This window comes from uncultured Clostridium sp. (assembly GCF_934754915.1).
Classification (GTDB): Bacteria; Bacillota; Clostridia; order Clostridiales; family Clostridiaceae; genus Clostridium.
On sequence record NZ_CAKVKB010000012.1, the window covers coordinates 1 to 25158 of the forward strand.

22 protein-coding genes are annotated in these 25158 nt (G+C 27.4%); 15 read left to right on the top strand and 7 right to left on the bottom strand.

Features of this window, described 5'->3' with window-relative positions:
• Window positions 1-1681 (bottom strand): ribosomal protection-like ABC-F family protein (gene abc-f, locus Q0F58_RS03705; protein ID WP_294372754.1); only part of this gene is annotated, 1681 nt, incomplete at its 3' end.
• Window positions 1682-2174: 493 nt separating this feature from the next.
• On the opposite strand from abc-f, the gene Q0F58_RS03710 reads away from it, so the two are divergent.
• Window positions 2175-2777 carry a TetR/AcrR family transcriptional regulator gene (locus Q0F58_RS03710; RefSeq protein WP_294372839.1) on the top strand — a complete coding sequence of 201 codons (603 nt, stop codon included), beginning with the start codon at window positions 2175-2177 and terminating at the stop codon, window positions 2775-2777.
• A gap of 73 nt (window positions 2778-2850) precedes the next feature.
• On the opposite strand, the gene Q0F58_RS03715 is transcribed toward Q0F58_RS03710, so the two are convergent.
• Window positions 2851-3477, bottom strand: coding sequence for a DUF4397 domain-containing protein (locus Q0F58_RS03715; RefSeq protein ID WP_294372757.1), 627 nt, complete (start codon window positions 3475-3477; stop codon window positions 2851-2853).
• Window positions 3478-3487: 10 nt separating this feature from the next.
• A complete protein-coding gene (locus tag Q0F58_RS03720; protein ID WP_294372760.1) occupies window positions 3488-3958 on the bottom strand; it encodes a hypothetical protein in 471 nt (156 codons plus the stop codon).
• A 141-nt stretch (window positions 3959-4099) separates the two neighbouring features.
• On the opposite strand from Q0F58_RS03720, the gene Q0F58_RS03725 reads away from it, so the two are divergent.
• Window positions 4100-5401, top strand: a complete 1302-nt coding sequence (locus tag Q0F58_RS03725) for an aminotransferase class V-fold PLP-dependent enzyme (RefSeq protein ID WP_294372762.1) — start codon at window positions 4100-4102, stop codon at window positions 5399-5401.
• A gap of 187 nt (window positions 5402-5588) precedes the next feature.
• Here Q0F58_RS03725 and Q0F58_RS03730 read toward each other — a convergent pair whose 3' ends face one another.
• Entirely contained in the window at window positions 5589-6803 is a 1215-nt protein-coding gene (locus Q0F58_RS03730; RefSeq protein WP_294372764.1) for a 6-phosphofructokinase, read from the bottom strand.
• 259 nt (window positions 6804-7062) lie between these two features.
• Here Q0F58_RS03730 and Q0F58_RS03735 point away from each other — a divergent pair, with 259 nt between their 5' ends.
• Together Q0F58_RS03735 and Q0F58_RS03740 are read left to right on the top strand one after the other, a co-directional pair.
• The gene (locus tag Q0F58_RS03735; RefSeq protein ID WP_294372766.1) at window positions 7063-7614 is read left to right on the top strand and encodes a manganese efflux pump; all 552 of its coding nucleotides are present in this window, start codon (window positions 7063-7065) and stop codon (window positions 7612-7614) included.
• 60 nt (window positions 7615-7674) lie between these two features.
• Window positions 7675-8097 carry a Fur family transcriptional regulator gene (locus Q0F58_RS03740; protein WP_294372841.1) on the top strand — a complete coding sequence of 141 codons (423 nt, stop codon included), beginning with the start codon at window positions 7675-7677 and terminating at the stop codon, window positions 8095-8097.
• 190 nt (window positions 8098-8287) lie between these two features.
• Here the strand turns inward: Q0F58_RS03740 and Q0F58_RS03745 are convergent, their stop codons facing one another.
• A complete protein-coding gene (locus tag Q0F58_RS03745) occupies window positions 8288-9088 on the bottom strand; it encodes a metal ABC transporter permease (protein WP_294372769.1) in 801 nt (266 codons plus the stop codon).
• Between the two features lie 24 nt (window positions 9089-9112).
• Window positions 9113-9784 (bottom strand): metal ABC transporter ATP-binding protein, encoded by a 672-nt coding sequence (locus tag Q0F58_RS03750; protein WP_294372771.1) that lies wholly within the window; start codon window positions 9782-9784, stop codon window positions 9113-9115.
• A 269-nt stretch (window positions 9785-10053) separates the two neighbouring features.
• On the opposite strand from Q0F58_RS03750, the gene dltD reads away from it, so the two are divergent.
• From dltD to dltC, 4 genes are all read left to right on the top strand, one after another.
• Window positions 10054-11241, top strand: a complete 1188-nt coding sequence (dltD, locus tag Q0F58_RS03755; protein ID WP_294372773.1) for a D-alanyl-lipoteichoic acid biosynthesis protein DltD — start codon at window positions 10054-10056, stop codon at window positions 11239-11241.
• 238 nt (window positions 11242-11479) lie between these two features.
• A complete protein-coding gene (dltA, locus tag Q0F58_RS03760; RefSeq protein ID WP_294372774.1) occupies window positions 11480-12994 on the top strand; it encodes a D-alanine--poly(phosphoribitol) ligase subunit DltA in 1515 nt (504 codons plus the stop codon).
• Window positions 12994-14151: a D-alanyl-lipoteichoic acid biosynthesis protein DltB gene (dltB, locus tag Q0F58_RS03765; protein WP_294372777.1), complete on the top strand. Its 1158-nt coding sequence runs from the start codon at window positions 12994-12996 to the stop codon at window positions 14149-14151. Before dltA ends, dltB begins: the two co-directional genes overlap by 1 nt.
• A 14-nt stretch (window positions 14152-14165) precedes the next feature.
• Window positions 14166-14396, top strand: a complete 231-nt coding sequence (gene dltC / locus Q0F58_RS03770; RefSeq protein ID WP_294372779.1) for a D-alanine--poly(phosphoribitol) ligase subunit DltC — start codon at window positions 14166-14168, stop codon at window positions 14394-14396.
• Window positions 14397-14487: 91 nt separating this feature from the next.
• On the opposite strand, the gene Q0F58_RS03775 is transcribed toward dltC, so the two are convergent.
• Window positions 14488-14916, bottom strand: coding sequence for a hypothetical protein (locus Q0F58_RS03775; RefSeq protein ID WP_294372781.1), 429 nt, complete (start codon window positions 14914-14916; stop codon window positions 14488-14490).
• A 381-nt stretch (window positions 14917-15297) separates the two neighbouring features.
• On the opposite strand from Q0F58_RS03775, the gene Q0F58_RS03780 reads away from it, so the two are divergent.
• The 7 genes from Q0F58_RS03780 (at window position 15298) to Q0F58_RS03810 (ending at window position 25158) form a co-directional block, all read left to right on the top strand.
• On the top strand, window positions 15298-15702 hold the full coding sequence (locus Q0F58_RS03780; RefSeq protein ID WP_294372784.1) for a DUF6762 family protein: 405 nt from the start codon (window positions 15298-15300) through the stop codon (window positions 15700-15702).
• A 117-nt stretch (window positions 15703-15819) separates the two neighbouring features.
• Window positions 15820-17613, top strand: coding sequence for an oligoendopeptidase F (gene pepF, locus Q0F58_RS03785; protein ID WP_294372788.1), 1794 nt, complete (start codon window positions 15820-15822; stop codon window positions 17611-17613).
• Between the two features lie 164 nt (window positions 17614-17777).
• The gene (locus Q0F58_RS03790; RefSeq protein ID WP_294372791.1) at window positions 17778-18809 is read left to right on the top strand and encodes a rhomboid family intramembrane serine protease; all 1032 of its coding nucleotides are present in this window, start codon (window positions 17778-17780) and stop codon (window positions 18807-18809) included.
• Entirely contained in the window at window positions 18791-19393 is a 603-nt protein-coding gene (locus tag Q0F58_RS03795) for a hypothetical protein (protein ID WP_294372793.1), read from the top strand. Before Q0F58_RS03790 ends, Q0F58_RS03795 begins: the two co-directional genes overlap by 19 nt.
• A gap of 203 nt (window positions 19394-19596) precedes the next feature.
• Window positions 19597-20943: an NADP-specific glutamate dehydrogenase gene (gdhA, locus tag Q0F58_RS03800; protein WP_294372798.1), complete on the top strand. Its 1347-nt coding sequence runs from the start codon at window positions 19597-19599 to the stop codon at window positions 20941-20943.
• A gap of 460 nt (window positions 20944-21403) precedes the next feature.
• The gene (locus Q0F58_RS03805; RefSeq protein ID WP_294372801.1) at window positions 21404-22792 is read left to right on the top strand and encodes a glycosyltransferase family 2 protein; all 1389 of its coding nucleotides are present in this window, start codon (window positions 21404-21406) and stop codon (window positions 22790-22792) included.
• 416 nt (window positions 22793-23208) lie between these two features.
• Window positions 23209-25158, top strand: a complete 1950-nt coding sequence (locus tag Q0F58_RS03810) for a type IIA DNA topoisomerase subunit B (RefSeq protein ID WP_294372803.1) — start codon at window positions 23209-23211, stop codon at window positions 25156-25158.

The window sequence follows — 25158 nt, forward strand, 5'->3', positions numbered from 1 at the left end:
CTTTTATAGCTGTTTTAGTTTTTCCAATTCCAGTAACTTCGTATTCTTCAAATCTTAGTGGATTTTTCTTTTTCTTTACATAATAATTATAATTTCCAAGATATTCATGAGCGCCATCTTCTTGAAGTTCTAAAATTCTGTTTATTACTTTATTTAAAAAATATCTGTCATGGGAAATTACAATAAGAGTACCGTCGTAGCTTAATATTGCTTCTTCTAATGCTTCTCTTGATGGAATATCAAGATGGTTAGTTGGTTCATCAAGGAGAAGAAGATTAGATTTTGAAAGCATAAGTTTTAAAAGATTTATTCTACATTTTTCTCCACCACTGAGTTTGTTTATTTCCTTAAATACATCATCATTTCTAAATAAAAAGGAACCTAGTGCAGTTCTGAGTTCTGTTGTAGTCATTTCAGGAAAGTCATCCCATACTTCATCTAATATTGTTTTATTAGGATCAAGATTAGATTGTTCTTGATCATAGTATCCAACATTAACATTTGCACCAAGAACTTTAGAACCAGAATCGGGTTTGATTTTATCCATAATTATTTTGAAAAGAGTTGTTTTTCCTCGGCCGTTTTCTCCTATAAGAGCTATTTTTTCACCTCTTTTTAAATCAAAAGAAAGATTTGAAAATAATTTTTTTTCTCCATAGCTTTTACTTAATTTCTCAACATGTAGAACATCATATCCACTTTTTACTGAAGCTTCGAATTTAATTTTTGAAGCAGCATGTTCTACATCTGGTGCATCAAGACGTTCTATTTTTTCAAGGGCCTTTTCTCTGCTTTCAGCTCTTTTTATGCTTTTTTCACGATTAAATGATCTGAATTTTTCAATTATAGCTTCTTGTCTTTTGATTTCTGCTTGTTGAAGATTATAAGCTTTTAATTTAGCATCATAGTCCTTTTTCATAAGTTCTAAAGAATTTGTATATGCAGCATTATAACAATTCACATGTCCGTTTATAACTTGAAATGTTGAAGTTGTAACAGAATCTAAAAAATATCTATCATGGGATATAACAACAACAGTTCCCTTATATGTTTTTAAATATTCTTCAAGCCATTCAATAGCGTCTAAATCAAGATGATTGGTAGGTTCATCAAGAAGAAGTATATCAGGTTTTAAAAGAAGGAGTTTACAAAGAGCAACTCTTGTTTTTTGACCTCCACTCAAAGTAGAAATTATTTTATCAAAATCATTTTCTGTAAATCCAAGTCCTTTTACAATACGTGAAATTTCTCCCTTATAGGTAAAACCACCACGATTTTCATAAAGGTCTTGTGCAGTTCCATAATCTTTTATTATTTTTTCATGATAATCTGCATTATTTACATCATATGGTTCATTCATTTTTAATTCAAGGTCAGCAATCTTTTTTTCAAGTCTTTGAAGGTCATCAAAAACTAACAGCATTTCATCATAAATAGTATTAGATGATTCAAGGGAAAGATGCTGAGATAGATAACCTAAAGTTTTATTCTTATCTATAAATACTTCTCCACTATCATATGAGATTTCTTTAGTAAGAATTTTAAAAAGAGTAGATTTTCCTTCTCCATTTGAGCCAATTATACCAACTTTATCGCCTTCATTAATGGAAAAAGTTATATTTTTTAATATTTCATTTATTCCATAACTTTTGCATATGTCTTTACAGCTTAAAACAATCATTTTTTATCCTCCGGTTTTGTAGTCTTAAATAATGTATTGCAAGATTAAAATACAAAGTTTGAAATGTAAAAATAGAATTTATATATGTTGCAATTGACAATGTAAAATTGACAATGCAAAGATGAAATCTTGCAAAGGCACCATTATTTATTGTAAATTGTTAATTGGATTATTTTTTAGAATACATATAATATATAATTATAATTAACAATTTATATAAAAATACTAATATTGAGTAATTTATGTATTTTTATTAAAATATTTGGTTATTATGTATATTATTAGAAACAGATTTTGTATAAAGTTAAATATCTAGAACAAGTCAAACATATAATAATTATACCATTTAATTAGAGGAATAGTAATAATACATGATAAGTAATAAGATATAGTTTGTAATTTCAATAAAAAATTAAAGTTATAAAATGTAACTTTGAAATTAATGTTTTATAAATTATAATTGATGTTGGGTAATATTTGGAGGTGAGTTGTGTTGGAAAATAAAAAAATGAATATTACCATGAAAAAGAAATTAAAGGAAGAAGAATTACTCATGGCTGCAAGTGAACTTTTCATATCCAGGGGAATAGAAAAGACATCTATTGATGATATAGCAAGAAAAGCAAAGGTTGGAAAGGGAACTTTTTATTTATATTTTAAAGATAAGCATGATATTTTAAATAAGGTGATTTTAAAAAATAGTAGAAAAATAATAAGAGAATCTCTAGATAAAGCAAATAATTTAGGAATTGTAGATTTCAAGGAAAGAACATTGTTTTTTATTGATACTATAATTAGTTTTTTTAAAAGCAATCAATCTCTTTTAAAATTAATAAATAAGAATATATCATGGGGACTTTATAGAAAAGCTATTATGAATCCTAAAGAGTATGATGAAGTAACAAAGGTTTTAGACGATTTTATAAATAATCTTATAAAATATGGTATGGATAAAGATGAAGCTGAAATGACTTTATTTATGATAATAGAGCTTGTTGGAAGTATAAGTTATACAACAATAGTCCTTAAAGAACCTACAGATATAGATACTATAAAACCTATTTTATTTAAAAAAATTAGGGCAATGATGGAATGATTACATAATTATAAAGAACTGGCACATAATAATTCATGTGTCAGTTCTTTAAAGTTATAAGAGTGCATATAGATTATCTATTAATTGATAAATTATCCCTTACAAGAATATAGCCTAAAGGAGGTCTTTTTTTATATAATCCTACAATATATATGGTGATAAACATGTCTCTTTCTAATTTTATATTGCTTATATATTTAGTTAAGCTGCCATCAGATGTTGAAACTATAAAATTATAAATTCCTGCTGAGATAGGATAATAATCATTTGTTTCAAGGTATGATGTTTCATTAAATAAAACTCTTTCATCTGGAAGAGATAAAGAAATAAGTGGAGATGTAGGTGCAAGATTTATAAACCGTACATATGCAAGACGATTATTGTGTAAATCATGAGTATCATCAATAGAAAAGAATGCTATCTCATTATTTTCAAATGTAATGTTTATAGTGGATAAATTATTTGGAAGTATTTGAAAAGGTTCTGATATAAGTGTTTTTTCATGAGTTCCAGTTTTATATAGTTCAATAGAATATGTTTCTGGAGTTATAGCAATATAATTTGTTACATTTCCAAATGATAAATTAGAAAAAATAAGTTTATCATTAAGATATATATCAATATTAGGTGCATCTGGAGTGGCGTGTATAAAACGCAGATATCCTTTTATCTTAGGTAATGAATCTCTGAATAAATACATATATAATCACCTACTTTCTATTGTTGTATAATAAGGAAAGTTTTATAAGTCTTTTAGTAATTACTTTTATTATAGGAGAAGGCATTCCATACAAAGAAAGTGAATTGCATATGCTGGAATGATTAGTGATAATATTATTATAAATTTTATCTATATTGTTTTGAGATGAAATATTATCTGAATTAGAAGTTTCATCCATATCTAAATCAAGACATCTTAGCACTTCAAAAGGTTCTGGAGTCCTGCTATTTGATTTTGTATTTTCAACAGTATTATTACAAGCTTTCACACTATTATAGTAGCAGTAAAGTTGATCTTCATCTGTTTCAGATGGATACAAATCCAGATAGTCATTTTCATTATTCATATTATCATTAGATTTATTGTCTTCAATTATAAGGCTTCTATCAAATGATGGTGGTATAAATTTAAAATGTCTTTTTAAATTTATTTCGCCCATATATTTTTCATCTGGTTTCATGTAATTTCCTCCCTAATATTAAATGAATACAGTACTAATAAAATTATCACTGTTACTTTTATTAATATGAATTTTTTGAAGTAGATAGTACATGCACAATAAACTTGTGACAGAATATTATATAATTGGAGGAGATGCATTATGAGGATAAATAAGAAAAGGAACATCAGAGATTTATTTATTGGGTTAGATGAAAAAGTTTATAACTCTAAGGGATGTTTAATGAAATGTATAAATTTTGATAATGCGGCAACAACTCCGCCTATTAAGTCATGTATTGACTGGATATATGAATTAAGCAATACCTATGCTTCAATAGGTCGGGGAACAGGACAGAAAGCAGAAATAACTACTGAATTATACAAAGAGTCAAGGGAATTTATAATGGATTTCTTTAGTATAAAGAATAAATATAAATATGTTGTAATATATGTAAATAATACAACAGACGGAATAAATAGATTAGCAAAGACTCTTGTAAAAGAAGATGATGAAGTAGTAATTTTGTCAAGAATGGAACATCATTCTAATGACCTGCCATGGAGAAATAGAGGGAAAGTTGATTATATTGAAGTTGATAAATATGGAAGACTTAAAATTGATGAATTGGAAAAGAAGCTGAAAGAAAATTTTGGAAAAACAAAATATGTATCTCTTACAGGAGCTTCTAATGTGACTGGCTATGTAAATGATATTCACAATATAGCCCAAATAGTTCACAAATATGAAGCTAAATTAATAGTAGATGCAGCTCAGCTTGTACCGCATAAAAAAATTGAAATAAGCGGTAAAACAGAAGAAGAAGATATAGACTTTTTAGTTTTTTCATCTCATAAAATATATTCTCCATTTGGCACTGGTGTAATTATAGGTCTTAAAGAAGAATTTGAAAAATCTATTCCTGATAATTCAGGAGGTGGTACTGTAGAATTTGTATCAGACAATGATGTCATTTATCTTATGCCGCCAGATAAAAATGAAGCAGGAACACCTAATTTTTTTGGAGTCATGTCTCTAATAAATTCATTAACTTTCATAGAGACCATAGGATATGATTATATAGAAAAACATGAAGAAATTTTACTAAATCATATTTTAAGTGGTTTGAGAAGTATCCCTAAGGTAATTAATTATGGAGATGTGGATGACATTGATGATAGGCTTGGAATAGCCACATTTAATATAGAAAATTTATATCATTATGATACAGCAGAATTACTGGCAGAAAGATATGGAATATCCGTAAGGCATGGATGGTTCTGCGCACATCCATACTGTAGAAGGCTTATGAATGTAACTGAAAAACAAGCAAAATTGTTTTTGGAAAATCCAAAAGAGAAAATGCTTGGAATGGTAAGAGTAAGTTTTGCAGTATATAATTCAATTGAAGAAGTGGATATATTTCTCAATGCGATAGATGATATCTGCAGAAACAAATTTTAGATAAAAAAATATAAAAGAGTTATTGTATAGAGATTAAATTTATTATAATCATACTGATTTTATGATTTATTAAATAATTTACAATACAATAACTATTTTTAAAGGATAAATGTATATCTGCTATAAAAAATTTTATTCTTAACTGAACTATATATACTATAGTTCAGTTAAGAATATTTATGCTATATTAGTTGAATACTTTGAATTTAGGAAGATTTCCATCACAATCTAATATTGGAGTTCCATTTATAAGCGGTTCAAAGTAAGAAAATGCTTCATCAGTAACAAAGTTACCTTCTTCATTAATCCATTCAGAAGGGAAATATCGTACATTATTTGCTATTTTATCGGCATCTACTAATGAATAAGACACTTTATAAGGATTATTGTTTTCTCTTTGAATTGTAACCATCTTTCCGCTTTCACCTTCATAAGCATATCTAAGTGCCATTTCACCTACCATATAAGCTTCTTCTAAATCGGTATCAGAAGCACAATGCATAGCACATCTTTGAAGAATTCCAAGTTCTAAGGCTTTAACTCTTGTTGTTATTCCTGAATCAAGTATTATGTTTCTTAAATAATTAGAAACTCCTCCAAGTTGTGTATGGCCAAATTTATCTTGAGATACGCATTCAAATTCTGATATGAATTTTCCATCTTTATCTCTTATTCCTTCAGAGACTATTATGTATACTTTGTTATTTTCTTCAAAGCGTTTTTTTACATCTATTAAAAACTTATATTTATCAAATGCAACTTCAGGAAGATAAATAAAATCAGCAACTGGCTTGCCATCTAATTTTGCGATACATGCTGAAGCTGCTAACCATCCAGTATCTCTTCCCATGGTTTCTAAAATGAAAATACCATTATTTATATAAACTGATGCATCTAATGATGTTTCAAGAGTAGTTGTTGCTATAAATTTGGCTGCACTTCCGAACCCAGGAGTGTGATCTATGTATTTTAAGTCATTATCAATAGTTTTTGGAATACCTATAAATTTAATATCAATATTATTTTCTTTTGCATACTGCGCTAATTTTGCAGTAGTGTCCATCGAATCATTTCCACCAATATAAAAGAATGCTTTTATATCATATTCATTAAGAATGTTGATTAATTTTTTATATTCATCAGCACATGTTTCAGCATCTTTTAATTTATATCTGCAAGAACCTAATCCAGAAGATGGTGTGAATCTAAATGCATTGATTTCTTCATCGGATTTTGAAGAAAGATCAATTATGTTTTTATTCAATATACCTTCAATTCCATTTAAACCTCCATAAACTTTGTCAAAGGCCATAAGTTCCTTATTAGCATGAATAAGACCTACAACACTTGAATTGATTACGGAAGTTGGGCCTCCAGATTGGGCTATTATACAATTTGACATTAAAAGTCCTCCTTATTTGTTACACTATAATTTTAAATATGTTATACTGATTGATAAAAGTAATACTCTATTTATTAATATACAATAAAATAACGATTAAATAAAGTACTTGTGACAAAATAATCAGTATAAATTTGTTGTATAGTACAAAAAATAATATGGTATATATTTATAATTTTATGCATACATTAATGTAACTTATGTGTAATATTAATAGATTAAGAAATCTGTTTTGATTACTATAATAAAAGGAGAAAAAATGAGTATATATTATATTATGATTATAGGTATAGCGTTAGCTATGGATGCATTTGGCGTATCTCTTGGAATAGGTTTAAATCCAATATTAAAGAGGGATAATAAAATAAAATTTATATTATCATTTGCTTTTTTTCAATTTTTTCTTGTATTAGCAGGAGGATTTGCAGGACATTTATTTGATATGTATATAACCAGTATTCCTAATATTGCAGGCGGAATTGTAATGGTTATTATGGGAATAATAATGTTTTTTGAGGGATTAAAGGAAAAAGAAAGCACTCTTTTAATAAAAGATAGCACATGTATAATACTTGGAATTTCAGTTAGTATAGACGCGTTTGTGATTGGTTTTACTGTATTTTGCAGAATATCTGGTATATTAACATTGATAATTAATTCTATTTTTATAGGATTTATAACTTTACTTTTATGTACAATAGCATTTTTTGTATGTAGATATATAAAAAAGATTGATTTTATCGTCAAATATGCAGATTTTTTAGGTGGAGCTGCACTAATTCTTTTTGGTCTAAAAGTGATTTTCTTTTAAAATATTTGTCTGTATTTGTGTTATAATATAGATAATATTTAATTGTTAGGAGATATGAAAGTGGAATCACAGGAATTTCTTAGATCAAAAAATATAAAAGTGACAAAGGGAAGACTAGAAATACTAGATATATTGAAGAACTCAGAAAATAGTCTTTCAGCTGAAAAAATATATCACATATCAAGAGATAAAGATATAAATATTAATCTAAGTACAGTTTATAGAACATTAGAATTATTTGAAGAAAAGAATATTACAGAAAAAATTACTCTTACTGATGGAGTATTTGCATATAAATTAAAGAAAAAAACACATAGGCATCATTTGAGATGTGATATCTGTCATAAAGAAATAGATATTCCATGTCCCATGAGCCAGATAGAGGAAATGGTTCAAAATGAAACTGGATTTACTCTTACTGAACATGATCTTGTTTTAAAAGGTGTATGCAGGGAATGTAAGAATAATATAAATAAAAAATAATATGTTTTAATTAATAAGGGATAATTAACAATTAATGATGAAATATTTCCAAAATTTTTTTAATGTATTATATATTAAAAAGTCTTGTTATAGAATTTTGATAAATCAAGTGTAAATTCTATAACAAGACTTTTTTATTCTATATGAAATTATATTTGAGAAGAATCTGTGAATAACTTTGAGGATTTCTCTATTCTTCAGGAGCAATAAATTTTTTTGTTATTAGGGTTAGAATTAATATTATTACAGAAGTAAGCGCTATTGTTCCCCCAGGAGCACTATTCATGTAATATGAAAGAACCAAACCAGCCATTACATCTATGAATCCGAAAAATATGGATAGAAGAAGAGTTTTGGTAAATCCTCGTTTAAGCTGCATTGCTGTAGCAACTGGAACAACTATTATTGATGAGACTACAAGGATTCCCATTATCCTGATTGATAGTGAAATTGTTGCACCTACAAGTATTGTAAATACATAATTGATTAATTTTACATTGATTCCAGCTGTCTCAGCACCACTTTCATCAAAAGTAACATATATAAGCTTATCATAAATCAATATAAGAGCTAAAAGACATATTGCACCTACAATTGCAATTAAAATTATATCTGAAGAGGTAACTGTAAGAATACTTCCAAATAAAAATGATTCAACTTTAGCTGTAGCTTTTCCACTACTTGTTAAAATTATTGCAATACCTAAACTTAATGTTAGAACTATAGACATAACAAGTTCTGCATATTTTTTATAATATGTTCTGAGGTATTCAATTACAATAGCACAAACTGTTGTAAATATGAATGCAGTGAGAAGTGGATTTGTCCCCAAAACAAGTCCAATTGCAACTCCTGCAAAAGAAGAGTGGGATAATGTATCACCAATCATTGAATAACGCCTAAGCACAATAAAAAGTCCTATGAATGGACATAATATTGAAACAATAAATCCAGCAGCAAAGGCATTCTGCATAAAACTTAATTCAAACATTTTTCTCGTACCTTTCTTAAATCTTTATACTATATTGGATATAGAATTTTCGCATTCTAAAAGTTTAATAAATTCATTTTTTGTATATAATTTTATATTTCCGTTGTTAAGTTTTAATATATGAGTAGAATATTTTAAAGCAATTTTTGTATTGTGCTCTACAGAAATTATTGTTTTTCCATGATTTTTATTTAGGTCTTGAAGTAAAGGATAAATTTCATTTTGACTTTTTTCATCTACACCAGTAGAAGGTTCATCTAATATTATAAGATCAGGATTACCAAGAAGAGCTCTTGCAATAAATATTCTCTGTTGCTGTCCTCCAGATAGATTTCCAATAAGATTATTTTTAAAATCACTCATGCTTACTTTTTCTAAAACATCAGAAATAGCTTTTGGATCTTTTAATTTTATTGCTTTTAAATGAGAAGATAAAACTTCTGTAACTGTTATAGGAAATTCCTTGTTAAAACTATCAATTCTCTGAGGGACATAAGAAATTTTTTTTGTATCTATTTCAATAGAACCACTGTCAGGTTTTAATAGGCCTAATATTAATTTTATAAGAGTGCTTTTGCAGCTTCCGTTTTCTCCTAAAACAGAGAGATACATTCCTGATTTAATTTCTAGATTTATATCTTTTAATAAATCATTTCCTTTCACATATGAAAATGACATATTGTTTATTTTAATCAAAAAATCAGCTCCTTGATTTAATATCAATTAACAATAAATGAAATTTACTTCAATACATGTAAAATATTAAAGAAATCTTGAAAATATTTAATCCCCTATTGTCAATTGTACACATATACTAATGCTTATTATACATCTATATGCAAATCATTTGCAATACCCACACAAAAATATTTGCATAGTATTATGTTTCAAATAATTCCACATATGTTGAATAATACATTTGATAGGTATAAAATTATGTTTGGAAAAAATTAAAGGAGGATATTATGATAAGGAAAGTTATATGTCTGATAATTCCTTTTATTGTGACAGTAATTACTGTTGTGATAATAAATAATTTTCTTGACAACAATATAAATGAGATGTTAGAGAAAAAAGAATTGTCATGGGCATCAAAAGAATATAATAGTGTTTACAAAGACAAAGGAGTAAGGTTTAATAATTATTTCGCAGACAACGATTATATATTACTTCAGGCAACTTCAGAATTAAATGTAAAAATTCCACAGGCACCTATGAAATTTTTTCCTATTGAAGGAATGAATGATGTTGAAACTGTAGGAATTCAGGGGGGACAAAGTATTGTCCATTTGTCTGTAATAGGAAGTGAAAGTAGAAAGAATAAAAATAGAAAAGTTGCATTAATAGTTTCACTTCAATGGTTTTACAATAAAGATGGCATGACGGCTGATGATTTTCAAAGCACTTTTTCACCAGTTCAATTTTATAGTTTTATGGATAATGAGAAAATATCAGATAAAAATAAATATAGATATGCAGTACGGATAAATGATTTACTAAAAGGCACTTCTCAATATTCTCCAGAAAAATTGTATGCAAAGTTATATATAAATAAAAGTGTATTAAGCAGGATGGTAAAATATATATTCGAACCATATTTTCTTATGAGAAAGCAGAGTGTTACTCTTAAGGATAAAGGTCTCTTATACAAAAAATTAAAAACCTTGAATGATAAAGAAGTAACTACAGAATTTAGGAAAATTGATTGGGATGAAGAATATGAAAAATCTTATGAAGAAGGTAAAGAAAGCATAACCAATAATGATTATATGGTATATGATGATTATTATAATAAATATAAACCAGATTTAGAATTGCATAAAAATTATTTAAAAGATAGAGATATACTTAATTCAAAAGAATATGATGATTTTCAGCTATATTTGGATGTGTGCAGTGATATGGGAATAAAACCATATATTATATTGATGCCTACAAATGGTAAATGGTATGATGAATTAGGAATTAAAAAAGAAAATCGTGATGAATTTTATGCAAAGTTAGAAAAAATAAGTGAAGATAACGGATGTGAAGTGCTGAATTTTTCTGATCGTGAATATGAACCATATTTTATGTATGATGGAACACATTTTGGATGGAAAGGGTGGCTTGAAGTAGATGAGCAGCTTTATAAACATTTCCAAAATAGATAATTAACTTAAATAATATATAGTTGCTTGAAAGATATAGAGAATAATAGTGAATTATTATTATAAATGAAGGGGTGTTTTTTATACATGAAAAATTTCACAGAAATTTTAAAAGAAAATAAGGATATATGCGTGAGTTTATTGATATCTGTAATAATAGCAATAGCTATTATGTTAGTAATATTTGAACCTTTTAACGAGATACCATTTATATACAATCAATTTTAAGGAAGTGTTATACATGAAGATTTTAAAAAGTATTAAAAGATTTGCAGAAACTGATAGAAAAGCTTTGATTTGCGATGGAGAATCAATGAGTTATAAAGAATTAGATAATATATCTGATGCAATTGCAGCTTTTATTTTAAGAGAATTTGGAATGGATAGAACTCCAGTTGTATTATATGGCAATAAGGAAAATTTAATGATGGCAGTTATGATGGCAGCATTAAAATCTGGAAGAGCATATGTTCCAATTGATATAAGTTATCCAAAGGAAAGAGTAGAGACAATAATGTCCGAAGTTCATCCTAAAGTATTGTTTGATTTTAGTGAAGGAAATGAGTTTAATGGCACAAGGGTACTAAGAAAAGATGATGTGGATTCAATTGTTAAAGAATGTAAAAATATTAAAGTAAAAGAAGAAAACTGGGTTAAAGGTGATGAAAATGCATATATATTGTTTACATCGGGAAGTACAGGAAAACCAAAGGGTGTACAGATAAGCAGTAATAATTTAGATAATTTTGTTGATTGGATTGGAGAATACTTAAAACTTGATGAAAGTGAAGAAATTTTTATGAATCAGGCTGCTTATTCATTTGATTTATCTGTTACTTCAATATATCCAGGATTATGTTATGGAAAAACTCTTCATGGACTTTCTAAGAAGACTTTATCAAATTTAAAAAATATGTTTGATGATATAAGTAAATCTAATATTAATTTATGGGTATCTACTCCATCATTTGCAGGAATGTGTGTAGCTCAAGATAATTTTAATGCAGAAATGCTGCCACAGTTAAAAGCTATGGTTTTTGTAGGAGAAGTACTTCCTAAAACTTTATGTGAAGAACTTTTAAATAGATTTCCCAATACAAGGATAATAAATGGGTATGGACCTACAGAAGCTACAGTTGCTATATCTATAAACGATATGAATAGAAGTCTGTTAGAACAAGAAGGAAGTCTTCCTATTGGACATCCTATGAAGAATTCAATAGTAAAAATCTGTGATGAAAATGGAGATGAAGTAAAAGAAGGACAAAAGGGAGAAATAGTAATTATAGGTCCAAGTGTAAGCAAGGGATATTTTAATAATGAGGAAAAAACCAATAAGTCATTTTTTTATGCTGATTATAAAGGAAGCAAATGCAGAGCATATAAAACTGGAGATTTAGGATATTATAAAAATGGGAATATGTATTATTGTGGCAGAATAGATTTTCAAATAAAGCTTAATGGGTATAGAATTGAAATTGAAGATATAGAAAATAATTTGATAAAGGTATCTAATGTTAAGAATGCAGCTGTTGTACCTGTTAAAAAAGATAACAAAATAGCATATCTAACTGCATTTGTTCAATTGAAGGAGGACAATGGATTAAGTGGATTAAAAAATGGTATTTCTATAAAAAAAGAATTAGGCACATTGATACCATCATATATGGTTCCGAGAAATGTAAAAATAGTAAAAGGATTTCCTACAAATGTGAATGGAAAGATTGATAGAAAAAAACTTTTGGAGGAAGTATAATGAAAATTACACAGTATGGTGATTATTTTTATCTATACATTTTATTTATAACTTTCATTCCTGCCATAGTATTAGGGTTATCATGTAAAAAAGTAAAATATTATGGAATTATTGCATCAATTGTTATGATATGTGTTATAATGGGAAAAAATATAAGTAGTATACTTTTTGCAGCATTTTTTATTGGTGAAACATTTTTAATATATGTATATTTAAGTATAAGAAAAAAAACAGATAATAAGTATATATACTTTGCATTTTTATTTTGTTCTATACTTCCCCTTATAATAGTAAAAGTAGCAGGAATAACAAAATATGCATCTATGATAGGGTTTGTAGGACTGTCCTATATAAATTTTAAAGTCATTCAGATGATAATTGAAATTTATGATGGAAGAATAAAAAAGGTCAATTTTTTTGAATATACTTACTTTATTATATTTTTTCCTACTTTGAGTTCAGGTCCTATTGATAGATGGAAAAGATTTGAGGATAATTTAAATGAGTCTGTAGAAAGAAAAGACTATATAGATATTTATCTTATACCAGGTATAGAAAAAATATTTATAGCAATAGCTTATAAATTTATAATTGCATATCTTATACACACATATTGGCTTTTAAGAATTCCTACAGAGGTGAATTTTATAAACAGTTTAAATTATATGTATGCTTATACAATGTATTTATTCTTTGATTTTGCAGGATATAGCTTATTTGCTGTAGGGACAAGTTATATTTTTGGAATTAAGACACCTGATAATTTTAATAAGCCATTTATCAGTAAAGATATGAAGGAATTTTGGACAAGATGGCACATATCATTATCAAGATGGTTTGGAGATTATATTTTTTCAAGATTTGTATTAAATTCCATGAGGAAAAAAAGATTTAAAAATAGATTTATAGCATCTCATGTAGCTCAAATTATAACTATGTTTGTAATGGGATTATGGCATGGACTTACAGCATATTATATCATTTATGGATTATATCAAGGTATACTTTTGGTTATTACAGATATTTATGAGAGAAAATCTAAATATTATAAAAAACATAAAAAAGAAAAATGGTTTCAATATGCACAGACTATATTGACATTTCACATAGTTTGTTTTGGAATGTTGATATTTTCAGGATATTTATTTAATAAATAAGGAGAGGATTTAAGATGAAAGAAAAAGTATTAGAAATATTTATTGATGTTACAGGAAATGATGAAATAGCAGAAGATTTAGACTTAAATTTATTTGATGCTGGATTACTTGATTCTCTTGCAATCATTGAAGTGTTATTACAGATTGAAGAAAAGCTAGGAATAAAACTTCAGCCAACAGATTTAGAAAGAGAGGATATGTCTACTGTAAATAAAATGACAGCATTCTTAGAAAATAGAAAATAATTTATATAAATTATCAAAGGACATCAAGAAAATTTCGATGTCCTTTTGATTTATATATAAATAAAATTAAAAGCAATTGTATCTTCCAGTGTCAATTCTGTTTCTCTATGGGGTTGGAAATATCTGAGATCTCAACGAGATGCCAGCTCTGATTATTATCTTTAGAGAAGTTTCCAATAATAGATATAGTATGATGTGGTTTAGACTTTGAAAGACCAGAAGCTTCTACAGTAGCATTGTTTCCATCACAGCTTATAAGTGTCATGTATTTAACACGAAGAAGACTATTATCTGTATTGCTTTTAGTAAAAGCATATTCTACAGCATACGAAAGGTCTTTTGAATCTTTCGAAAGATAAAAATTTTGAGTTATAAAATATGAGCTTATAACTATCAATACTATGGAAATAATAGAATATATAGAGCTATTTTTGTGAAATTTATTTTTTGTTTTTTTAATGGATTTTGACTTTTGATATTTATAAATTGTAGGCTTTTGTTCTGATAAATTAGCATTCATAAAAAACCTCCAGAATATATTAGATATTGCAAGATTAAAATCACATCCCGATTTTATTCAATACATGCAAAAACTTTAAAGGAATATTAAAAAGATTTCCTCATTCATTGTCAATTGTACATTGTGCATTGTCAATTGTAATATATATTATAAATTAAGTCTTAAATGAATATTAACATAATATGGATAAAAGTTAAATTAAAATCATATGCCTTAATTTATTCGTATATGATAAATTTTATCTTCAATAGATACGAAACTTACTTTTTTGATATAATCTAAAAGTGATCATAAATAATAGTATGGAAATAGCATATTGTGTTAAAATTAGTTAAAAAGACTTATAGAAAAAATAAAATTTAACAGGATGGTGTAAATATTATGGATTTTTCAAGCTTAGTATTAATGGAAAAAGATAAAGAGACAGGGTTTATAAAAAAGGAATTAGGAAGTTTTGAAGTGAATGAAGGCGCTTTATACGTAAAAAAACTTTTTGTTTTGGATGGAACTGTGTATATGTATTTTGATACAAATAAAAATGTAGAAGAATGGGAATACTCAGCTATATATGATTTGTTTGATGTAGAACCTTTTGAAGAAAAGGGGTATGAAGTTACAGAAGATTTAGATGAATATAATCCAACATATATAATAAACTTTAAATATGATGAAGACTATGAAGTTATGAAAGAAAAAATAGATGAATGCATATCTATTATAACTGAAGAAATGAGCAAAGTATTTGAAGCCATTAAAGGTAAAGAAGCAGAGTATTCAGAAGAATAATTTATTGGAAAACAATATAAACAATAAAAGAAATCTTGAAGAGATTTCTTCATTCATTGTTAATTGTCAATTGTACATTGTAAATTTGTAAGATTAATTGAAGAAGGAGTGAAAATAGTGAGTGAATTAAAAAGAAGAGAAGACATTGATGAAAAGTATAAATGGAAAGTAGATAAAATTTATAAAAACATTGATGAATGGGAAAAAGATTTTGAAAACCTAAAAAAAGAAGCGGTTAAACTTAAAGATTTTAATGGTAAATTAAATAATGGAGAGACTATTTTAGAATATTTAAAATTAAATGAGAAAATATCAAGAAAAGCAGAAAAGTTATTTATCTATGCACATTTAAAATCTGATGAAGACACTTCAAATTCAACATATCAAAGTCTTATGAGTAAAATAGATATATATATGGCTGAATTATCAAGTTACACAGCTTATTTTGTACCAGAAATATTGAATCTTGAAGATGGATTTATTGAAAAGGAAATAAAGAGAATTGATGGATTAAAACCATTTAAGTTTTTCTTTGATGATATATTAAAAGAAAAACCTCATATATTGACTAAGGAAATGGAAGAACTTCTTGCAGCTGCTTCTGACTGTCTTGATGCTCCCGATGCTATACACAATGTATTGACTAATGCAGATATGACTTTTGGAAAGATTAAAGATGAAGAAGGAAAAGAAATAGAACTTACAGAAGGAAATTATTCTTCATTTATAAGAAGCAAAGATAGAAATGTGAGAAAAGCTGCTTTTGAAAAATTATTTGGTGAATATGATAAATTTAAAAATACACTTGCAACATCATTAACATGTTCAATAAAGAACTTCAATTTCATGAGTAGAACAAGAAAATATGAAAGTGCATTGGATGCTTCTCTAAGTCCTAATAACATTCCTTTAGAAGTTTATAAAAATGCAGTTAAAGTAATGAATGATAATATATCATCCCTTCATAGATATGTTTCAATAAAAAAGAAGCTATTGGGATTAGATGAAATTCATATGTATGATTTGTATGTTCCAGTTATTGAAGCGGAAAAGGAAAAAGTTGAATTTAATGACGGTGTTAATATAGTTTTAGATGCATTAAAGCCTTTAGGAGAGGAATATTTGAATATATTCAAGAGTGGAATTAATGAGGGATGGATTGATATATATGAAAATAAAGGTAAAAAAGGTGGAGCGTATTCATGGGGTGGATATGATACCATGCCATATGTATTATTGAATTATAATAATGAAATGGAAGATGTATCAACATTAGCTCATGAAATGGGTCATTCAATTCATTCATATTATTCAAGAAAGGAACAATCATATTATTATGCAGGATATACTCTATTCTGTGCAGAAGTTGCTTCAACAACCAACGAATCATTATTAATTCATTATTTGATAAACAAAGAAACTGATGAAAATAAAAAATTATACCTTATAAATCAAGAGTTGGAGCAGATAAGAACAACTGTATTCAGACAATTGATGTTTGCTGAATTTGAATTGTATACACATGAGACTTTAGAAAAAGGAATTCCTTTAACAGCTGATGATTATAATAAGGTATGGCATGATTTAAATGTAAAGTATTTTGGAAAAGACATGGTTGTAGATAAGGAAATTGATGTTGAATGGGCAAGGATTCCTCATTTCTATTCAGATTTTTATGTTTATCAATATGCTACAGGATATGCAGCAGCATCAGCTTTCTCAAATTCTATCTTAGAAGGAAAAGAAAATGCAGTAGAAAAATATAAAGGATTTTTAAAAGCTGGAGGCAGTGATTACCCTATAAATATATTGAAAAATGCAGGTGTGGATATGACAACTTCAGAACCTATTGAAGCTACAATAAAGAGATTTAATGAATTATTAGATATGATTGAATTAAGCAAAAATTAATAGTTTATAATGGTATTTACATGGTACAATATAGCGTATAAATGGAAAATCTGTTTAAATGCTGTATTGTACTTTTTTATTTGTAAAGTATACAAAGTTTATCAGTAGTATTTATAGAATAAGACACTTAATAATATTAGTTTATATACAAAGAGGGTGGAAATGTGAATAAATTTTATAGCAGTTTATATAAATATTTAATTGAGAGAGAAAAATTTTACATGAAACAATATTATAGCAGGTTCCATTCAAAAAATATGTATGTAGCAGTACGGGAAATACAAGGAGGAGTGTATTGTGTTATTGTAACTGATGATAAGGATGAAAACATCAATATATCTGAGGCATTGGAATATGTTAAAAGCTTAGACAGGCCATTTCTATTCAATGCTATTGTTATTAGTGATGAAAATTATATAGATAGTAATATTTATGATGTGAATAAAATCGTATTAAATAAGGAAAATTATAATATAATGCATTGTGATAATGGCTGCAGGCCTTTAGCTGAAATAATTACAGATGTTATAGAAAAAATGAAATTATCTCCAAAGGATAATCGTAAAAATTATTTTAAATATAAAGTATCCACATTAATTATAATTGCCTTAAATATAATTATGTTCTTGATAACTAATTATATGATTTATTCAAACTATTCAGGTTCAATATCCGAAGCGGAAAGAAATAGAATAAACAATATAGTTCTGATTTTCTTGGGGGCTAAATACACTCCTTTAATACAGGAAGGAGAAGTATGGAGACTTATAACATGTGCCTTTTTACATGGAAGTTTTATTCATATAGCATGTAATATGTATATGTTATATATAATAGGGCCAGAGATAGAAAAAATATATGGAAAGGTTGGATATATAATAATATATCTAGTTTCATGTGTATCATCAAGTACTTTAAGTATGATAATTAATCCTCAAAGTATATCAGTTGGAGCATCAGGCGGAATTTTTGGATTAATGGGAGCATTGTTGGCATTTGCATTAATAGAAAGAAAAAATATAAATAAGGAATATACAAAAGGGCTGTTAAAAACAATAGGTATAAATTTGATTATAGGTCTTGTAGTCATAAACATTGATAATGCAGCACATATCGGGGGATTTTTAGGAGGAGTAATTTTAGGGGGAGTAATATATAAAAGTAAGAAGGTTTTTGAATGGAAGAAGAAAATATAGTAATAAAAGTAGATTTTTTTAATTTCATTACGGTTATTTTTATAACTGTTCTTACATTGACTTTATTTTCAAATGTTTATTTTAATGGTGGAGATAAAGTATTTAGAATATTGCTTACAGCAATTGTGGTTTTGATTGTAAGGGTATTGTTTAAAAAGACATTTTTAAGTAAATATACGTTAGCATATATATCTATTGTGATTTTTATTTTTATGTCTATGTATATGGGCAATATTTTAAATATATATTCCGTAATAAATTTTTATGATAAAATACTTCACTTTATATCTGGAATAATATCAGGTATAATAGGTTTTGTAGTTTATGAGCATTTTACAAAAAAATATATTGATAAATTAGACTTAAAGTTTTTGATTATATTTATATTTGTTTTTAGTGTTGCTATTGCTGGATGTTGGGAAATATGGGAGTTTTCTACTGATAAGATTTTTGGTTTTCACTCTCAAAATAACAGTTTGAGTGATACAATGATGGATATTATATGTGGAACAATAGGAGGAATATTTTCTATGATTCCCATAAGATTAATGCTAAAAAAGCATAAAAAAGATAATATCTTATAATTTCAATATTTTTGCAATTGTGGATTATTGTAAAAAGGTCAAAAAAGTGCCCGAAAAATTACAAAAAAAATTATATGATGTGTAAAAAACATTAAAATGAAAAATAATTTACAAAATTAATAGAAAAATGAAAAATGATATAGAAATTAATATAAAATTACGATAATATAATATATGGTAATAAGTTTTAAGGAGATGTAAAAATGAAGGGCAATGAATATGTTTCAAGCGTTTTAGAAAAAGTAGAAAAAGTTAATCCTGGTCAAAAAGAATTTTTAGATGCAGTAACAGAAGTGTTAAATTCTTTAACACCAGTTTTTGATAAGCATCCTGAATTTGTAGAAGCAGGATTATTAGAAAGAATTGTTGAACCAGAAAGACAACTTATGTTTAGAGTTCCTTGGGTAGATAATGCTGGAAAGGTACATGTTAATAGAGGATTCAGAATTCAATTTAACAGTGCTATAGGACCTTACAAGGGAGGTTTAAGATTCCATCCATCAGTTAACTTAAGCATAATTAAATTCTTAGGTTTTGAACAAATCTTTAAAAACTCTTTAACTGGACTTCCAATTGGTGGAGGTAAAGGTGGATCTGATTTTGATCCAAAGGGTAAATCAGATAATGAAATAATGAGATTCTGTCAAAGCTTTATGTCAGAACTATATAAATATATTGGTGGAAACATGGACGTTCCAGCAGGAGATATTGGTGTAGGTGGAAGAGAAATCGGATATCTTTACGGATATTACAAGAAATTAAGATCATTAAGTGATCAAGCAGTATTAACTGGTAAGGGATTAACATTTGGAGGAAGTTTAACTAGAACTGAAGCTACAGGTTATGGTTTAGTATATTTCACAGAAGAAATGCTTAATGATAATGGAGACAGCTTCAAAGGAAAAACTGTTGTAATTTCAGGATCAGGAAATGTTGCTATATATGCTACACAAAAAGCTCAAGAATTAGGAGCTAAAGTAGTAGCTTTATGTGATTCTAACGGATATGTATATGATAAAGATGGAATTAAACTAGATGTTGTTAAAGAAATCAAAGAAGTTAGAAGAGGAAGAATTAAAGAATATGTTGATGCAGTACCAACTGCTGAATATCATGAAGGATGCAAAGGAATCTGGACTATTAAATGTGATATAGCTCTTCCTTGTGCAACTCAAGGTGAAATTGATGAAGAAAGTGCTAAGACTTTAGTTGCTAATGGTGTTAAGGTTGTATCTGAAGGTGCAAACATGCCATCAACTCTTGAAGCAATCAAAGTATTCCAAGATAATAAAATATTCTTTGGACCAGCAAAAGCTGCAAATGCAGGTGGAGTTGCTTGTTCAGCACTTGAAATGTCACAAAACAGCATGAGATTATCATGGACATTTGAAGAAGTTGATGAAAAACTTCATGGAATAATGAAGAACATATATCATAATTCTAAAAATGCAGCTAAGGAATACGGAGTAGAAGGAAATATATTAGCTGGTGCTAACATTGCTGGATTCATGAAAGTTGCAGAAGCTATGATGGCTCAAGGAATAGTTTAATACATTAAAGAACATTAAAAATTAAATTATAATGGATGTCACATTTTTGTTCTATATAGAATGTTAAGATGTGACATTCTTTTTATATATATTTCAATTAACAATTTATAGTGAATAATTGAAATATATATGCTTACTTTACACTATAAATTGATTTGTGTTTAATGTTTAACTAATATGAAAAATTCTCAAATTTTAATTTTACATATATATTTTTGATAAAGTAATATCTGTAATTATTCAGAAGGATACTCTAAGAATTTAATTTGAGTATGAAAACATATTCATAAAACGGATGTAAACATATAATTAAAATTATGGGAAAATATTAATTTTATCGTAATAATATAGGGTTGATTTTTTATTTCTATTGAAATATCATTAAATAGGTATATTATGAAAACAAAAATTTAAAATGAATTAATGAGTAAAATTTCATTAAATATTAGGAGTGAATGTAATGGGAAATTATATTTTTACCATAACAGCAGTATTTCAAATTTTTGTATTTGCTATAACATGTTATTATTTAATTTTAGGTTTATTTGGTCTTTTTAGAAAAGATGATAAAAAGGTTTTTGAACCTGAAAAAAGATTTGCATTGTTAATTGCAGCACATAATGAAGAAGTTGTTATTGGTAGTCTTATAGAAAGTATGTTGCAGCTTGATTATCCTAAAGAATTGTATGATGTATTTGTAATTGCAGATAACTGCACAGATAACACAGCAAAAATAGCTGGTGAATATGGAGTTAATGTCTGTGAAAGATTTTCAAAAGATAAAAGAGGCAAAGGATATGCTTTAGAATGGATGTTTGATAAATTATTCAAAATGGATAAAAAATATGATGCGGTGGCAATATTTGATGCTGACAATCTTGTACATAAAAATTTTTTGCGTGAAATGAATAACAAAATGATGGAAGGATATAAAGTTGTACAAGGTTATATAGATAGTAAAAACCCAAATGATTCATGGATTGCAGCATCTTACTCAATAGCATTCTGGACACAAAATAGAATGTTCCAACTTGCAAGACAAAATGTTGGATTTTCTAATCAGATAGGTGGAACAGGTTTTGTTGTTGAAACAGAAACCTTAAAAGAGTTAGGCTGGGGAGCAACATGTCTTACAGAAGATCTTGAATTTACATGTAAGCTTGTATTGAATGGAGAAAAAGTAGGCTGGGCTCATGATGCTATAATTTATGATGAAAAACCATTAAAACTTGGTCAGTCATGGACACAGAGAAAAAGATGGATGCAGGGATTTTCAGATGTTGCATCTAGATATTTCTTTAAATTATTAAAAAAATCTATAGTAGAACGAAAATTCTACATTTTTGATTGTGCTTTGTATGTATTACAACCATTTGTAACATTATTACTTGGAATATCAGCAGTGTTGACATTATTGCAGGCAAATACAAAGGGACTGAATATATTTATAATAAATTATCTATTTAGTGATGTTGGATTTAAATCTTTTGCAGTGCTTCAATTTTTAATAACACCATTAATACTTGCAATAGAAAAGAAGGTTTCAAAAGGATTTCTTGCTATGATGTGTTTGTATTCAAGCAATGTATTTGTCGTTCCATATTTGACTGCAAACATAGAAAGCTGGCCTAAGATAATGGCAATTACATTAGGATACAATTTAGTATTCCTTTTACTTACAGGTTTAATATTAGGAAAGAAGAATCTTATATTATTCTTTAGATTTTTATTATATGGACTCTATACATTAACTTGGATTCCAATTACTATTCAAGGAATATTAAATAAAAATAATAAAGAGTGGAGTCATACTAAACATGTTAGGAAGATTGAAATCTGTGATGTTTAAGAACAGATTTTATGAATTATATTAATTTTTATAAAACATCGTAAAGTAATTTAAAACTTTATGGTGTTTTTATTTTTATTTACAGATATTGTTGCAAGATTAAAATTACATTTGAAATTTAGCTAACACATGTAAAAATACTAAAGAAATTTTGAAAAGATTTTGTTTTTCATTGTCCATTGTACATTGTTAGTTGTGAAATTTATTTTGACAATATTTAAGAAACGAAGTATATTAAAAAATGGCGTATAATAAGAGACATGATGATTAAAACTTAATAATATAAACATTAAGGATTGTTTTGTTAATGACAATAAAGAGTGTATGATGTAGAATATAAAAAGTATGTACTAGAAATAATTGGTATTGATTAAAATGCAAAAAAACAGAACTGGTGTTCAGAGTGGAGGAATAATATGGAAGCAAGGAATAATAATACTTATGATGTAACAGATTTAACATCACTTGAAAAATTAGAGCCTGTTCGTATAAGACCAGGAATGTATATAGGATCTACAGGAAGCAAGGGATTACATCATTGTATATGGGAAATAATTGATAACTCCATAGATGAAATAGCTAATGGATATGGAAATAAAGTTACTATAATATTAAATCAAGATAAGAGTGTTACAATAATAGATAATGGAAGAGGAATACCTACAGGAATTCATCCAGTGAAAAAAAAGTCAGGAGTAGAAATGGTATATACTGAACTTCACACTGGTGGAAAATTTGATAATAAAAATTATAAAACTTCAGGAGGTCTTCATGGTGTTGGTGCTGCTGTTGTAAATGCACTTTCAAAATGGGTTGAAGTTGAAGTTTATCAGAATGGAAATATATATAGACAAAGATTCGAATATGCATTTGATAAAGAATTAAAAAGGGATATGCCTGGTACTCCAGTAACTGAACTACAGATTATTGGAAAGACAGATAAAACAGGAACTAAGGTTACTTTTAGACCAGATGAAGATATATTTTCAACAATTGATTTCAAATTTGATGTAATAGACAGCAGACTTCAGGAATTAGCCTTCCAGAATAAGGGGATAAGACTTGAATTAATAGATACAAGAAAAGGCCAGGAAAATTCCAAAGAATATTATTCTGAGAATGGTCTTTTGGATTTTATAAAATATTTAAATGAAAGTAAAACACCAATACATGAAACTCCAATAATATTTGATGGAGAAAGAACTGTGAGTAATATTCAGATGTATGGAGAGATATGTGTACAGTTTACGGATTCTACAACTGAATATATTGCAAGTTATGTAAATAATATTCCTACAACAGAAGCTGGAACTCATGAGACAGGATTTAAAACAGGAATGACAAGAGCATTTAAAGAATGGGCAAAAAAGTTAGGCCTTGTTAAGGAAAAAGATAAGGAATTTGAAGGTGATGACTTAAGAGAAGGCATGACAGCAATTGTAAGGATAAAGATAACAAATCCTGTATTTGAAGGACAGACTAAAACAAAATTAGGAAATAGTGAAGCATATACTATGATGAATGATTTAGTATATACTAAATTTTCTGAGTGGATTGAAGATAATAAAGAACTTGCTACATCTATAATTAATAATGCACTTGAAGCAGCTAAAAGAAGAGATAAGATAAAGAAAATAAATGATGCTGAAAGAAAAAAAATCGGAAAAGGTACAGCACCACTTGCAGGTAAAGTTGCCGTATGCACTATGAAAGATAAAAGTGTAAATGAATTTATTGTAGTTGAGGGAGATTCTGCGGGAGGTTCAGCAAAGCAGGCAAGAGACAGAAGATTTCAGACAATAATGCCTTCAAAAGGTAAGATAATGAATACTGAAAAGCAAAAACTTGAGAATGTATTGGCATCGGAAGAATTAAAAATATTTAATACAGCAGTTGGAACAGGAACTTTAGATAATTATAAAGAAGAGGATTTAAAATACGATAAGATAATAATTATGAGTGATGCTGATGTTGATGGATATCATATCAGGACGCTTTGGATGACATATATTTACAGATATATGAGGCCTCTTATAGCTAATGGACATCTTTATCTAGCACAGCCTCCTTTGTATAAGGTTTATAAAGAGACAAAAGGTAAGAGTGTTGTTAAATATGCTTATAGTGATGATGATTTAGAAAAAGTAAAAAAAGAAGTGGGCAAAGGAGCATTGATTCAAAGATATAAAGGACTTGGAGAAATGAATCCAGACCAATTATGGGAAACAACTTTAAATCCTGAAAGCAGAACTCTTTTACGAGTGAAGATAGAAGATGCAGCTAAAGCTGAAAAAATGGTTTCTCTTCTTATGGGAGATGTAGTTGAACCAAGAAAGAATTATATGTATAAATACGGAGAATTTTAA